Source organism: Saccharothrix syringae (genome assembly GCF_009498035.1).
GTDB classification, from domain to species: domain Bacteria; phylum Actinomycetota; class Actinomycetes; order Mycobacteriales; family Pseudonocardiaceae; genus Actinosynnema; species Actinosynnema syringae.
Map to the genome: position 1 here is coordinate 7,770,521 of NZ_CP034550.1, position 12,534 is coordinate 7,783,054.

Genomic DNA, 12,534 nt, shown 5'->3' on the forward strand with positions numbered 1-12,534 from the left:
CATCCGGGCGTCCAGGTGGATGCCCACACCCTAAATTCGATTCAAAAGCGTTGCAACTCGACGCGCTGCGGGCAGGCCAGTGCGTGGCGTCCACGCAGGTGGGGAGGGTTTTCCACGCCGGGCACGACCAGGACCGGGCCCGCACGACTGCGGGCCCGGTCGCGGGGCCGTCGTTACCGCACGGCGCCTTCGAGGAGCGATTCGCCCAGCTCGGTCAGCGAGTGCACGGCCCGCTTGCCGTACCGGGTGGTCCGGAGCAGGCCGGCGTCGCGCAGCACGCAGGTGTGCCTGCTCACCGAGGCGGGCGAGGTACCGACGCGGCGCGCCAGCTCCACCGTGCCGACCCCGGTGCGCGCGCACTCCAGCACGGCGCTGCGCGTCGGCCCCAGCAGGGCGTCGAGGCTCTTGGGCACGCTGCCCGCCCACCGGTCGGTGTCGTCGATCGGGTGCACCAGCACCGGCGGGAGCGACGGGTCGGTCAGCGCGCCCGGCCGGTGGCGGGCGAAGTACGACGGGACCAGCCGCAGGCCGCGGCCGCCCAGGCGCACCTCCCGGTCGACCGGGTGGTCGACCTCCAGCACCGGCGGCCGCCAGTGGGCGCCCCCGCCGAGCCCGGCGAGCAGGCCGTGCACCCCGTCGTCGACGAGGTCGCGGGCCCGGCGGGCGCGGTCGGCGTTGACGCTCTCCCGGATGACGTCGGCGAACGGCTCGACCAGCACCGAGTGCAGGCGGCGCAGCATGTCCGCGACGGCGCCCAGCGCGGCGTCGTCACCGCGCGCCAGCGGCTCCACCCAGCCGGGCAGCGGCGCGAGGCAGGCCAGCTCGGCCCGCACCCGGTGGCGCGGCGTGGCGCGCACGGCCGCCAGCCCGGCCTCCAGGCCGCGCGCCGACTCGGCGGGCAGCAGGAAGTCCGGGCAGGGCCGCAGCACGTGCAGCAACCGCAGCGCGGGATCGCGGTGGTCGATCGCGCGCCGCACGGCGTACGACCACTTGGCGAACACCGGCGACTGATCCCGTTCGGCCAGGCGGCGACTGGCCAGCAGCACGTCCCAGAGCGGGTCCGAGGTCGGTGCCACCGTCGTGCACACCAGGTCTTCGGTCGTGAAAAAGATGCGGAGCACGAGATCCCCCCAAATCGTTCGTCCCCGCTCCGGATGGTGGCAAGTCGCTCACCGGGGGCGCAAGGGTTCGGCGGGGTCCGCCGTGGGGGGTCCTGTGCCCGTGGCCTTGCCCGTCCGGGCACGGTCCACAGAGGATGGTCGGCAACCGCAGGTAGTCGCGGTCGTGCCGAACCACCTCGGCGCACCGTGCCCGGAATCGGGAGAATTCCACGTCAGTCGGACGCAATCATTTCGCAACACTGTTGCAAGTGCGTCGCGCCGCGCGTTCCGGGTCGATTCCGGCAATTCGGCGCGGCTCAACCGAGCGGCGGGTTGAACCGCGAGTAGCCGGGTTCGCCCCAGCGCAGCGGCACCAGGCCGGCCACCTCCACCACGTCGGTGACGGTGAACAGGACCACGCGCTCGGCGCCCGGGTGGTCGGCGGCCCGGTCCGCCGACCAGTCGACCCGCGCCCGGCCCGAGACGTGCAGGGTCGCGCCGGTGGCCCAGTCGCAGAACAGCAGGCCCGCGGCGGGGTTCACGTCGAGGTTGCCCAGGGTCAGGAACATCGCGTTGCCCGCGTAGTCGGGCCACTCCAGCTCGGTGCCCGAGCGGACCCGGACGAAGCCGGGGTTCCCGCCGCGGTGGGAGGTGTCGACGTCGCCCTCGTCGGAGGCGGTGGTGACGAAGAACGTGTCCGCGGCGCGGACCCACACCTGCTGCGCGGCGGTGAGCGCGACGCCCCGGCCGGTGACGCGCGGCTCGGCGGCACCGGGCACGCGCTCGGGCACGCGCTGCTGGATGTACTTGGGGCAGTTGGCCACGACCTGCTCGACGGCGACGACCAGGCCGCCGTCGCGCGGGCGGGCCGTGCCGTTGACGCGCATCCGGCGCCGCGTGCCCGGCTCGACCGCGATCGCGCCGACCGCGGCGGGGCCCGCCAGCACCCCGGCCAGCGGGTCGGCCGCGGCCGGGGTGGCGGCGACCTCGACGGTGCGGCCGTCGGGGACCCGGAGGAAGCCGGGCTCCCCGGCGAGCGCCGTGCCCCACAGCCGGCCCCGGTCGTCGGCCGCGCCGAGGAACAGGACCGGTTGCCGGGCCAGGAAGTCGGCGGCGACGTCCGGGACCGACGTGCGGACCGCGCGGAGCGTGTGGTCGGCGCGGTCCAGCACGCCGGCCCGGCGCTGGACCGCGCGTTCCCCGCGGTGATAGGTGGTCACGGTTAGAAGAAGCCGCAGGTGGGCGCGTCCGACCTGGGTGCGGCGGCGGTCCCGGCGCCGGACGGTGCGTAGATCTCCAGGCGGATGCCGTCCGGGTCGGTGAAGAAGATGCCGCCGGAGTCGGCGCCCTCGCCGTGCGGCACCACGCCGTCGTAGGCGAAGGTGACCGCCAGCTCGCGCAGGACCTCCTCGGCGCGGCGGACCTCGTCGATGTCGTCGACCTGGAACGACAGGTGGTGCAGGCCGGGGCGCCCGGTGTCGAAGGCACCGGCGCTCTGCTGCCACAGGGTCAGCCGCAGCTCGCCGCCGTGGCCGAGGAAGGCGAAGCGGCGGTCGGGCTCGGTGCCCTCGCCGAGGCTCTCGAAGCCGAAGACCCGCTGGTAGAAGCCGCGCGAGCGGTCGAGGTCGGTGACGTTGAGGCCGACGTGCCCGGTCTGCGGGGTGGCGGTCGCCATCTGGTTCCTCCTTGATCTAACTGTTGAGGAGAACTTAGACGGTTAGAATCGAGGACGTCAACCCGGCTAAGCTGATTTGACTGGTTAGAAGTAGGTTGTTCCAGGTCAACGCCGGTGGAGGAGGTGCGGGTGCCCGAGCGAACGACGTCGGCCGACCCCAGGCCCCTGACCGGCGAGCCCCTGTCGCTGGATCTGCTGAACACCCGGTGGATCACCGACGGGCCGCACGACCTGCTGGAGACCGTCGACGGGCTGGCCACCTGGCTGACCGGTGCCGGCCTGGCCGACCGCTGCCCGGCCGACGAGGCGACCCTGGCGGCCGTCCGGCACGCGCGGGACGCGCTGGCCGCCGCGGTGGTTTCGCCGGACGCGTCGGCGCTGAACGCCGTGCTCGACCGCGGCCGGGTCCGCCTGGCGCTGGTCGACGGCGCGCCGGTCGAGCGGGTGGAGGTCGACGACCCCGCCTGGCTGCCCGGCTGGCTGGCCGCCCGCGACTACCTCGACCTGCTGGGGCGGGCGCCGGACCGCATCAGGCCCTGCGCCAACCCGGCGTGCGTGCTCCACTTCTTCGACGTGTCCAAGAACGGCAGCCGGCGCTGGTGCTCGATGGCCGGGTGCGGGAACCGGTCCAAGGCCAACCGGCACTACGCGCGGGTCCGGGAGAACCGGGCGGGGTGAGGGCGGACCGCGGTGGGCGGTTGTCGAGCGCTCAGCGCCCCCCGCCCGGCGCCGCCACCACCCGGCCCAGGTCCTCGTCCGTGACACCGACCCCGGGGTCCACCTCCACCAGCGCCGTGGTCTCCCGCCGCCGGGCCGGGAACTCCGCACGGGCGGTCGGGAACAGGCCGGAGTCGTCCAGCCGGCCCAGGGGCCGCCCCGCCGCGAACCGGCCCACCGCCGGGAACTTCCGCCCCGGCCGCCCCTCGTGCGCGCGCAGCCCGACCACCCGCAGCGGCGGCAGCCCGAGCGCGGGCCCCGCGTACCGGTTCGCGTCGTCCTCCCCCGTGGTGCACCACGCCAACTCCGCGTCCGACTCCTCCGCCGTCCGCGTCGACGCGCCCCACGCGTTCGGCGGACCGTCCACGTCCGGCCGCACCAGCGGTCTCGCGGTCACCCGCCGATCGTGCCCGGCACCCGCGGCGGCGGGCGAAATCGCGCGCTCACGCGCCCGGCCCGTTGCTATCCTCCGCGCACGCCGACCGCGGGACTCCGGTGCGACTTCCGGGACGCGCCTCTGAAGCGATGCTTCGCTGATCGCACCCCCATTCCCCGGTCGGCGCCCACGACTCCAGGACGGGGGACCGATGGACCTCCTCGCCGCCGAGGACATGCTGCTGTTCGTCAACGCGGCGACCACCTCCACCGGTCAGCGCGAGTTCCACTCCGACGCCGACGCGCAGCGGCTGTCGCTGGACTTCCTGCACGAGTACATGGCGGTCAACTACCGCGACCTGTACGCGGCGGCGCTCGCGCTGGACGTCAACGACCACAACGCCGCGCTGATCATCCGCCGGCTGCTGGCCGACCCCGGCGACCTGCCCGCCGACCAGCGGCGGGTGGAGGGGCGGCTGATCGGCGCCCGGCTGCGGGCCCTGCCGCCGCAGCGCGCCTACGACCTGTTCCGCGACCTGCGGCGGGCCCGGGTGAACAACCGGCGCACGCGCGCGGTCGTCCGGGACTGGCTGGCGCGGCGGCCCGACCCCGTGTTCGACGCGGTGAAGTACCGCGCCGGGGTGAAGCGGGCGCTGCGCCACGCGCACGTCCGGCCGGCGGACGAGGAGGTGGGCGCGTTCCTGTTCGCACGGCGCCCGCGCTACCGCGCACCGCTGCTGGACTCCTGGCGACGGGCGCACTACGACAAGTCCGCCGTGTACGAGCTGCCCTACACCGTCGCCGAGGGGTTCGCCGCCAGGCACGGCATCGAGCGGGCGGTGTTCCTGGCGCGCATCGCGCCCCGGCTGACCCGGCTGGAGCGGCTGCGGTTGCAGGGCGCCGCCCGGCGCGACGGGGTGGCCGAGGTGGTGGCGGACCTGTCCGGGATGCCGCTGACCCGGCTGGCCTCGTACGTGCTGGCGCTGCCGTTCGCCGAGCGCGGGCGGCGGCGTGCCGAGCTGACCTCCGCCCTGCGCGCGGCGGCCCGGCGGGCGTGCGGCCCCGAGGCCGGCCGGTGGGGTCGGGTGGCGGCGGTGCTGGACGACAGCTTCTCCTCGGCCGGGTCCGCGACCAAGCGCAACCGCCCGCTCGCGGTCGCGCTGGCCTGCCACTACCTGCTGGAGGCGCTGGCGGCCGAGTACACCGGCCTGTGGACCTCCGGCAACGACGACCCGCTGATGGCCCGCCCGCGCGGCGTGACGCCGCTGGGCGAGCGGGTGCTCGACGCGGTGGAGTTCGGGCCCGAGCGGCTGGTGGTGGTGTCGGACGGGTGGGACAACGCGCCGCCCGGGCTGGCCGCCGAGGTGCTGCGGGTGTGGCGCGAGCGGTTGGACCCGGAGCGCCGGGTCAGCGCGGTCCACCTCAACCCGGTGTACGACGCGGACGCCTTCACCGCCCGGCGGTTGACCCCGCAGGTGCCCACCGTGGGGGTGCGGGACGCCGAGGACGTGCCCGCGCTGATCGGGTTCGCGCGGCTCGCCGAGGGGACGACCGGGTTGGCCGAGCTGCGCGCGCACCTGGGGCGTCGGGTGGAGCGGTTCCTGGAGGGGCGATGAGCGCACGGCCGGGCGACGCGCGCTCGGGACGCGGGGCCGACCGGCTTCCCGACCACCCGCGCCCGCCGCACCGCACCACCAGCTCCCCGGCACACCGGGCCGACCACTCCCCCGACCACCCGCACCACCGCGCCACCGGCTCCCCCGACCACTCGCACCACCGCGCCACCCGCTCCCCCGACCACCGCACCACCAGCTCCCCGGCCCACTCCCCCGACCACCCACACCACCGCACCACCCGCTCCCAGGAGGGCCGATGACCACCCTGGACCTCACCGGCCTGACCACCGCCCCGGCGCAGGTGTGGGGCGGCGTCCGGCTCGTGCCGCTGCTGCGGGACGAGCCGATCCCCGGCCTGCGGCTGCGCGCCGAGTGCTACGGCGACGGTCCCGCCGTGGTCGCGGTGGACCCCCGCACGACCTACCTGTCCTACATCCCGCACGGCTTCGTGGCGACGCTGACCGGCGACAGCGCGCCGACCGCCGCCTACGGCACCACCCTCGCCCGCCCCGGCGACCGGACCGGTGCACCCGCGCGCGTCCCGGTGCACGTGCACCGCCGGATGGCCCGCCGGACCGCGCCGGACCGGTTGCGCTTCCTGCCCCTGCACCTGGCCGTGGAGGGGTACCTGGCGCTGCACTTCGGCGGTCCGGAGGTGGTGTGGGAGGAGTGGTCGCAGCGCGCCGTCCGCCACGGCCTCTCCCCGCGCGAGGAGCAGGCGTACGCCGGCGCCGAGGTGCGGGACCTGGCGGACGCGCTGCGGCTGTTCGAGATCCACCCGCGCCAGTGCGGTGTGGTGGTGCACGTGGCCGACGCGCTCGCCGCGGCGTTCGTCGTGCCGCACCCCGACGACTACCGCGCCCTGCACCCCACCCTGCTCCAGGACATGTACGGCGAGCTGATCCACCACTACGCCACGCTGGGCGCGCCCGTGCCGGAGTTCCGCTCGCGGCTGGGCGGTGACCACGTGCGCACCCTGGCCGACCTGCGCGCGGCGGCGTGGCGGCAGCGGGTCGAGTGGGCCGGGTTCCACGGCACGACGATGGCCGCCGGGCTGCTGGGCACCGCGTACTCGGTGCACCGCGTGCACCGGCTGGGGCACTTCACCCTGTCCCGCTTCCTGCCCGCGTTCCGGCCTGGCCTGGAGAACCACATCGGCGAGCTGATCACCGACCGCCGGGGGCGCACCGCGTACCTCAAGACGTTCCGGCTGTCGGAGGCGCAGGTGCGCCGGGGTCACCTGCTGAGCAGGCTGGCGGAGCACGACTGGCACCTGCCGACGACGGCCGCCGCGCTGGGGGTGACCGAGGCCGCGCTGGGGCTCCGGCTCGACGGGGCGGGCTTCGGGGCGCTGCTGCGCGAGGACGTGCTGGCCCGCTACCGCGCGGCCGCGCGGCGGGAGGGGTGAGCGGCAGTGCGGTCGGACCCGGCCGTCGGCGCGGACGGCCGGGTCGTCCCGCATCCGCCCGACCGGGGGTCCGGGGGGTTGCACCGGACGGTGCGGACGTCCTGCTGCGCCTCGGATCGGTGCCGGGCCGGCGTGCCCGGCCCCCTCGGGGACCGCGTCGGCCCTCCTCGGGAGCCGATCTCGACCCCTTCGCGAAACGGCGGCGGCCGGGTGTTGGGGAGCCGGTCCACCCGGCCGCCGCACGTGATCGCCCTGCCGGGGGTGTGCGGTCGGCGCCGTCCGACCGAAGCCGGGACGGCACCGTCGGGGAGCGCCGCACCCCCGGCCGGTCGTCGCGCCCCCGACCCCCCGGGAGCTTCCGCGATCACCTCCGATGACGCCCCACCAGCCTGCCGCGACGGCGGCGCCCGGCGCCTCGTGAGGAAGCGAGAACCCCACCGGGGCGAATTCCCCGGATTCACGAGTCCCGGCGGTACCCGCCCGGGGCGTCGGCCAGGAACCGGGACACCGCCGTGCCCAGCACGCGGATGCCCGCGGTCGAGTGCGGGTCGATGCCGACCAGCTCGTGCACGCGCCGCAGCCGGTAGTCCAGGGTGCGGGGGTGCACGTTGAGCGACGCGGCGGTCCGCGCGCGGCTCATGTCGTTGCGGTAGTACGAGTCCAGGGTCACCACCAGCTCCGGGCCCCCGGCCAGGTGCGCCGCGATGCCGCGCAGCCACCGGTCGACGTCGGGCAGTTCCGCCACGCCGACCTCGACGGCCACGTCGCCCAGCGTGGGCACGTGGTCGGGCGCGGTGCGGGGGCGGACGACCCGGCTGACGCGGCGGGCCAGGGCGACGGCCTCGTCGATCGCGCCCGCCGGGCCGGTGGCGGAGCCCGCCGCGCACTCGCGCCCGGTGATCTCGGCGACCGACCTGGCCAGCGCGGGTGCCAGCTCGTCCCGACCGGCGGGCAGGAACGCGACCAGCTCGGCCGCGGTCGGCCACGTCGCCGGGGCGCGGTGGTGCCGCCACAGGGCGTCCAGGACCTCGTCGGCCGCCGGGTCGCCCAGGTCGTGGTCGGGCTGGGGGTGCACGCGGACCACGACCACCAGGTACCGCTCGGGCACCGGGAGGTCGATCGAGCGCGCGTGGTCGCCGGCCACCGGGTCGCCCGCGACCAGCAGGTCGGCGTAGCGCCGGACGCGTTCGGCGGCCGAGATCAGGTCCTGCTGCCCGCTGAGCAGCCCCGCGGTGTACGCGCGCTGGGCGGCCGGGCTGTGGGCGGCGAGCCAGGCCAGCATGTGCATGGCGTCGTCGAGGTCGTGCGGGCTGCACGCCTCGTGGATCTCGCGCAGCGTGGCCGTGGCGTGCAGGGCCAGCACCTGGTCGTGGACCGCGCGCGACAGGCCGCGGCGGCCGCGGTCCGCGCCCATGGCGGTCACCAGGGCCAGGTCGTCGGGGGTCAGCGGTTCGTCGACGGCCACGCAGTCGAGGGTGCGGCGCCGGATGTGGACGGCGAACTCCACCATCCGGTCGCGGTCGGCCGCGGTGCGCGCCGTGGCGTCGTACTCGGGCAGCTCCGCGGTGCACAGCTCGACGACGCGCTCGCCGTTCTCGCCGGCGCGCCGCCGCAGTGCGTCGAACAGGTCTCCCATGCTCCACCCGTCGCTCAGTGGTAGGCGCCGGCCAGTGCCCGGGTCACGGCCGTGCTCAGGACCAGCACGCCGCGGGCCGACGCCGGGTCGAGGCCGGTGAGGTGCCGCACCCGGTCGAGGCGGTAGTCCAGGGTTCGCGGGTGCACCGCCAGCGCCGCCGCCGTGCGCGTGCGGTGCATGTCGTTGCGGTAGAACGCGTCCAGGGTGGCGATCAGGTCGGGACCGTCGCGCAGCCGGCGCGCCGTCTCGGCCAGCCAGCGGTCGACCGGGGGCACGGCCGCCGCGCCCAGCTCGGCGAACAGGTCGGCGCGGAAGTGCAGCGCGCCGGGGCGGGCCGGGGCCACCGCGCAGAGCCGCCGGGCTTCCGCCAGCGCATCGGCGAGCCCGCCAGCCGCACCACTTGCCGCACCGCCCAACGCACCGCTCACCGCACCGCCTGCCACACCCCCCGCCGCACCACGAGCCACACCGCCCGCCGCACCGGCCAACGCGCCGCGAGCCGCACCGCCCACTGCACCGGCAAACGCACCACGAGCCGCACCACCCACCGCACCGGCCGCCACACCACCGGCCGCACCCCCCAACCCCAGCCTCCCGCGAGCCGCCCCGACCGCGCACGGCACGTCGACCCGGTCGGTGAAGCCGCGCACCACCGCCCGGGCCCGCTCCTCGGCCACCGCGGGCTCGTCCGCACCGGCCAGGGCGATGAACTCGTCGGGTTCCTCCCAGCACAGCGGCACCCAGTGGTGGGCCAGCAGGTCGGTCAGCACGTCGGTCCGGTCACCGGGCCCGGGCGCCGCGCCGGGCACCCGCACCACGGTCACCACCACGTGGTCGTGCAGCTCCATCGCCAACCCCGTCGCCACGTCCTCGGCGAAGGCGTCCTCCGCCAACAGCAGCAGCGCCAGCGACCGGACGCGGTCGACCACCGGCCGCAGCGCGGCCTGGCCCCGCAGGTAGCCCTGGGTGTACGCGGCCTGGGCCAGCCCGCCCTGGTCGGGCAGCCAGCGCAGGGCGTGCATGACGTCGGCGACGTCCACCGGCGTGGCCGCCTCGTGGACCTCCCGCAGGGTGAGCGAGGTGTGCAGCGCCAGCACCCGGCGCTGCGCGACGGGCGACACCCCGGCCGCGCCGCGCTCCCGGCCGACCGCCTCCATGACGGCCAGGTCGGCGGCGTCGAACGGCCGGTCCTCGGCGGCGAGCGCGACCGTCCGCTCCCGCAGGAAAAGCGCGAAATCGAGCAATTCGGCCCGGGAGCGCAGGTCAGTCGACATCACCTGGAAATCGGGCAATTCCCGGACGTACGTGTCGACCGCGCGCTTGCCGTGCCGGGCCACCATGCCACGCCACCGCGCAAACAAATCCCCCATGCACCCGCCTTCCCGCTCCCGACCAAGCAGGGTCGCGCCGGAGCGCGCGGAGCGGGTACCGCCTAACGGCGCAACCGCGCGCCCGACCGCACGCCGCGGCGGGGCGCGAATCGGCCGTCGACAAAACACGGGGTGCCCGGCCGGGCGTTTTCGCCGACCACCCAGCGACCACCCCCCGACCACCCACCGACGCGACCCGCCTGGTCCGAATGAGTGAATGTCACCCGGTCGGACACCCCACAATAGTCGGCAGAGTAACCCGCGTCACAGTTGTGACAAAATCGAACAATCATTTTGTGGCCAGGTTTACTAAATTTGCCGATGTGCCATGAATACTTGTCCCAAAGGTCGCAGGATAGGTACATTACCGACCAGTACACCAGCGACCCCCGCCGCCGAGGTCGCGTTTCCGCACAGTCTCGACGAGGAGATTCGCATGCTGAAACTCAATTCCGCTGCGCGCAGGGTTTTCGGGGGCTTCGCGGTGGCCACCGCGGTCGCGGGCACCATCCTCACCGCCGGAGCGGGCGTGGGCCAGGCGGCGACCGCGTCGTTGACGCTCGTCTACAACTGCCCGTTCCCGTTGATCGGGGCGCAGGACATGAGCGTCAGGATCGACGTGGCCAACCTGCCCACCTCCGGCCGGGTCGGCGTGGCCCTCCCGGCGACCACCGTGACGGCCACCGCGACCGTGCCGTCGACCGCGACCCTCGGCCTGGCGCTGGTCGGCGCCAAGACCGTGGAGGGCACCGCGAAGGCGCAGACCACCGTGAACAACGCGGGCACCCTCGTCCCGGTCGCGCCGGACCTGGTCGTGGCGAAGACGAACGTGCCCTCGAACGGCTCGTCGTTCCCGACCGTCGCCACCGGCAGCACGGCTCCCCTCACCCTGACCAAGGCGGGCACCACGACCATCACGGTCGGCAACTTCAGCACCACCCTGACCCCGCGCAAGGGCGACGGCTCGCTCACCGGCCTGGGCACCTTCACGTCCAACTGCACGCTCAAGCCGAACCAGGCGACCACGCTCTACACGTTCCCGGTCACGGCCTGACGCACGACGCGCGGTGGGCCGCCCTCACGGGGGCGGCCCACCGCCGCACGTCCGGGGCCCGGTGGCGGGTCGGGCGGGCACGGCCACCTACCGTGGGCCGGTGACCAGCATCCAGGAGCGCCTCTACCCCTCGCTGCCGTGCTTCGGCTGCGGCCACGGCAACCCCGAGGGCCTGCGGCTGCGCAGCTACCCCGGCGAGGACGGCGTGGTGACCGCCGCGTTCACCCCGCGGCCCCGGCACGACAACGGGCTCGGCTTCCTCAACGGCGGCATCATCTGCACCCTGCTGGACTGCCACAGCGCCGCGGCCGTGATGCTGGAGGCCGACCGGCGGGGCTGGGCACCGCTCGGCGGCGCCGCCCTGCCCTACGTGACCGCCGGGCTGGACGTGCGCTACCTGCGGCCGTCACCGCTGCACGAGGCCGTGGAGCTGCGGGCCGTCGTGCGGGAGGCGTCCGAGGCGGAGGTGGCGGTGGACGTCACCCTCTGGTGGGAGGGCAAGCCGCGCGCCGAGGCCGCCGCGACGTGGAAGCGCTGGCGGCCCCGCCCGGCCACGACGTGAAGTCCGGTCGGGGGTTTCCGGTCGGACCACCCGGTCGGGGGCTCCCCCGGCCGGGCCCTTCGCCCTAGGGCTCCCCGACCGGCTCCCGCCGCCGGGCGCGCAGGGCGCGGGTGAACCAGTCGAGCGCGGGCCCCGGGCTCTCCGGGGCCGCCCACCCGTTGATCGTCGCGAGCAGCCGGAGGTAGCGGTCCCGGCGGGGGTCGTTGGCGGTTTCCAGGCGGGACAGCAGGAGGTCCGCCTCCGGGCCGGGAAGACCGCACCGGGCCGCGACCGCCGTCGTGACCTCGGCGACGACCCGGTCGGCCTCGGGCGAGAGCGGGGACAGGCCGGCGGCCAGGGCCGGGGCCACCAGGTCCCGGACGACCGCCACCGGGTCGGGGCGCGGGACGGCCCCGTCTCCGACGTGGTGCCGCACCAGCTCCCGCAGGCCGTCCCGGAAGCCGGCGTCCCGCGTCAGCTCGGCCAGCTCCACCCAAGCCTCGACCTGCTCGACCTCGGGGTCGTCGGGCAGCTCGGGCGTCATCGTGCGGGCGACCCCCGCGAACGCGGGCCCGTCCAGCCCGCCGAAGACGGCATTGAGGAAGTCGTCGACCAGGCGTCCGCGCTCGTCCTCGGACAGCTTCGCCAATCGGTGCACCAGTTCCACCTCTCGTGGTGAGGACCCGCGCCTGGCCACCGCCACCGCGACCGCCCGCCGCAGGCGCAGCACCCGGATCTGCACCGCCAGGGCCTCGGCGTGCGCGGCCGCGAGCTCGGGCAGCCCGACCTCCCGGTCCACCACCCGGCGGATGTCGGCGAGCCCGACGCCCAGGTCGCGCAGTGCCCGCACCAGTTCCAGCCGGGCGACGGCGTCGGCGCCGTAGAGGCGGTGACCGGCCGGGCTGCGGCCGGTCGGCGGCACGATCCCGCGATCGGAGTAGAACCGGACCGCCTTGACCGTCAGGCCGGTGCGCCGGGCCAGGTCGCCGATCGAGTGGAGCGCGTCGCCGTTCACCCCGCCACCCTCACACCTCCCCCCGGA

The 12,534-nt window shown here is 75.6% G+C and carries 13 protein-coding genes; 6 read left to right on the top strand and 7 right to left on the bottom strand.

What is annotated here, in order from left to right:
- Nucleotides 1–173 precede the first annotated feature (173 nt).
- The 3 genes from EKG83_RS32655 to EKG83_RS32665 all read right to left on the bottom strand — a co-directional run bounded on the left by EKG83_RS32655 (nucleotide 174) and on the right by EKG83_RS32665 (nucleotide 2,775).
- Complete coding sequence (locus EKG83_RS32655; protein ID WP_033435589.1) at nucleotides 174–1,121, bottom strand: ArsR/SmtB family transcription factor; 948 nt, start codon at nucleotides 1,119–1,121, stop codon at nucleotides 174–176.
- A 296-nt stretch (nucleotides 1,122–1,417) separates the two neighbouring features.
- On the bottom strand, nucleotides 1,418–2,320 hold the full coding sequence (locus EKG83_RS32660) for a pyridoxamine 5'-phosphate oxidase family protein (RefSeq protein ID WP_033435590.1): 903 nt from the start codon (nucleotides 2,318–2,320) through the stop codon (nucleotides 1,418–1,420).
- A gap of 2 nt (nucleotides 2,321–2,322) precedes the next feature.
- On the bottom strand, nucleotides 2,323–2,775 hold the full coding sequence (locus EKG83_RS32665) for a VOC family protein (RefSeq protein WP_033435591.1): 453 nt from the start codon (nucleotides 2,773–2,775) through the stop codon (nucleotides 2,323–2,325).
- A 129-nt stretch (nucleotides 2,776–2,904) separates the two neighbouring features.
- Here EKG83_RS32665 and EKG83_RS32670 point away from each other — a divergent pair, with 129 nt between their 5' ends.
- The gene (locus tag EKG83_RS32670) at nucleotides 2,905–3,453 is read left to right on the top strand and encodes a CGNR zinc finger domain-containing protein (protein WP_033435604.1); all 549 of its coding nucleotides are present in this window, start codon (nucleotides 2,905–2,907) and stop codon (nucleotides 3,451–3,453) included.
- 31 nt (nucleotides 3,454–3,484) lie between these two features.
- On the opposite strand, the gene EKG83_RS32675 is transcribed toward EKG83_RS32670, so the two are convergent.
- Entirely contained in the window at nucleotides 3,485–3,889 is a 405-nt protein-coding gene (locus EKG83_RS32675; RefSeq protein WP_051767001.1) for a hypothetical protein, read from the bottom strand.
- A 190-nt stretch (nucleotides 3,890–4,079) separates the two neighbouring features.
- On the opposite strand from EKG83_RS32675, the gene EKG83_RS32680 reads away from it, so the two are divergent.
- Genes EKG83_RS32680 through EKG83_RS32690 form a run of 3 tightly spaced genes read left to right on the top strand, consistent with a single transcriptional unit; the run spans nucleotide 4,080 to nucleotide 6,891 of the window.
- Nucleotides 4,080–5,483, top strand: a complete 1,404-nt coding sequence (locus tag EKG83_RS32680) for a hypothetical protein (RefSeq protein WP_033435592.1) — start codon at nucleotides 4,080–4,082, stop codon at nucleotides 5,481–5,483.
- Nucleotides 5,480–5,743 carry a hypothetical protein gene (locus tag EKG83_RS32685; RefSeq protein ID WP_033435593.1) on the top strand — a complete coding sequence of 88 codons (264 nt, stop codon included), beginning with the start codon at nucleotides 5,480–5,482 and terminating at the stop codon, nucleotides 5,741–5,743. The genes EKG83_RS32680 and EKG83_RS32685 overlap by 4 nt, the downstream gene beginning before the upstream one ends.
- On the top strand, nucleotides 5,740–6,891 hold the full coding sequence (locus EKG83_RS32690; protein WP_033435594.1) for an ARPP-2 domain-containing protein: 1,152 nt from the start codon (nucleotides 5,740–5,742) through the stop codon (nucleotides 6,889–6,891). The genes EKG83_RS32685 and EKG83_RS32690 overlap by 4 nt, the downstream gene beginning before the upstream one ends.
- 457 nt (nucleotides 6,892–7,348) lie before the next feature.
- Here the strand turns inward: EKG83_RS32690 and EKG83_RS32695 are convergent, their stop codons facing one another.
- Together EKG83_RS32695 and EKG83_RS48540 are read right to left on the bottom strand one after the other, a co-directional pair.
- Nucleotides 7,349–8,527 carry a PucR family transcriptional regulator gene (locus tag EKG83_RS32695; protein WP_033435595.1) on the bottom strand — a complete coding sequence of 393 codons (1,179 nt, stop codon included), beginning with the start codon at nucleotides 8,525–8,527 and terminating at the stop codon, nucleotides 7,349–7,351.
- 14 nt (nucleotides 8,528–8,541) lie between these two features.
- The gene (locus EKG83_RS48540) at nucleotides 8,542–9,897 is read right to left on the bottom strand and encodes a helix-turn-helix domain-containing protein (RefSeq protein WP_033435596.1); all 1,356 of its coding nucleotides are present in this window, start codon (nucleotides 9,895–9,897) and stop codon (nucleotides 8,542–8,544) included.
- Nucleotides 9,898–10,333: 436 nt separating this feature from the next.
- Between EKG83_RS48540 and EKG83_RS32705 the strand changes: the two genes are divergently transcribed.
- Both EKG83_RS32705 and EKG83_RS32710 read left to right on the top strand, forming a co-directional pair.
- Nucleotides 10,334–10,951 carry a DUF6801 domain-containing protein gene (locus EKG83_RS32705; protein ID WP_051767003.1) on the top strand — a complete coding sequence of 206 codons (618 nt, stop codon included), beginning with the start codon at nucleotides 10,334–10,336 and terminating at the stop codon, nucleotides 10,949–10,951.
- Nucleotides 10,952–11,051: 100 nt separating this feature from the next.
- Entirely contained in the window at nucleotides 11,052–11,513 is a 462-nt protein-coding gene (locus EKG83_RS32710) for a PaaI family thioesterase (RefSeq protein ID WP_033435607.1), read from the top strand.
- A gap of 64 nt (nucleotides 11,514–11,577) precedes the next feature.
- On the opposite strand, the gene EKG83_RS32715 is transcribed toward EKG83_RS32710, so the two are convergent.
- Nucleotides 11,578–12,507 carry a MerR family transcriptional regulator gene (locus EKG83_RS32715; protein WP_033435597.1) on the bottom strand — a complete coding sequence of 310 codons (930 nt, stop codon included), beginning with the start codon at nucleotides 12,505–12,507 and terminating at the stop codon, nucleotides 11,578–11,580.
- Nucleotides 12,508–12,534: the final 27 nt, after the last annotated feature.

Bases quoted from the DNA above. Each gene is read 5' to 3' on its own strand.
- EKG83_RS32665 (WP_033435591.1), bottom strand. From the start codon at position 2,775: ATGGCGACCGCCACCCCGCAGACCGGGCACGTCGGCCTCAACGTCACC.
- EKG83_RS32680 (WP_033435592.1), top strand. From the start codon at position 4,080: ATGGACCTCCTCGCCGCCGAGGACATGCTGCTGTTCGTCAACGCGGCG.
- EKG83_RS32685 (WP_033435593.1), top strand. From the start codon at position 5,480: ATGAGCGCACGGCCGGGCGACGCGCGCTCGGGACGCGGGGCCGACCGG.
- EKG83_RS32690 (WP_033435594.1), top strand. From the start codon at position 5,740: ATGACCACCCTGGACCTCACCGGCCTGACCACCGCCCCGGCGCAGGTG.
- EKG83_RS32695 (WP_033435595.1), bottom strand. From the start codon at position 8,527: ATGGGAGACCTGTTCGACGCACTGCGGCGGCGCGCCGGCGAGAACGGC.
- EKG83_RS48540 (WP_033435596.1), bottom strand. From the start codon at position 9,897: ATGGGGGATTTGTTTGCGCGGTGGCGTGGCATGGTGGCCCGGCACGGC.
- EKG83_RS32705 (WP_051767003.1), top strand. From the start codon at position 10,334: ATGCTGAAACTCAATTCCGCTGCGCGCAGGGTTTTCGGGGGCTTCGCG.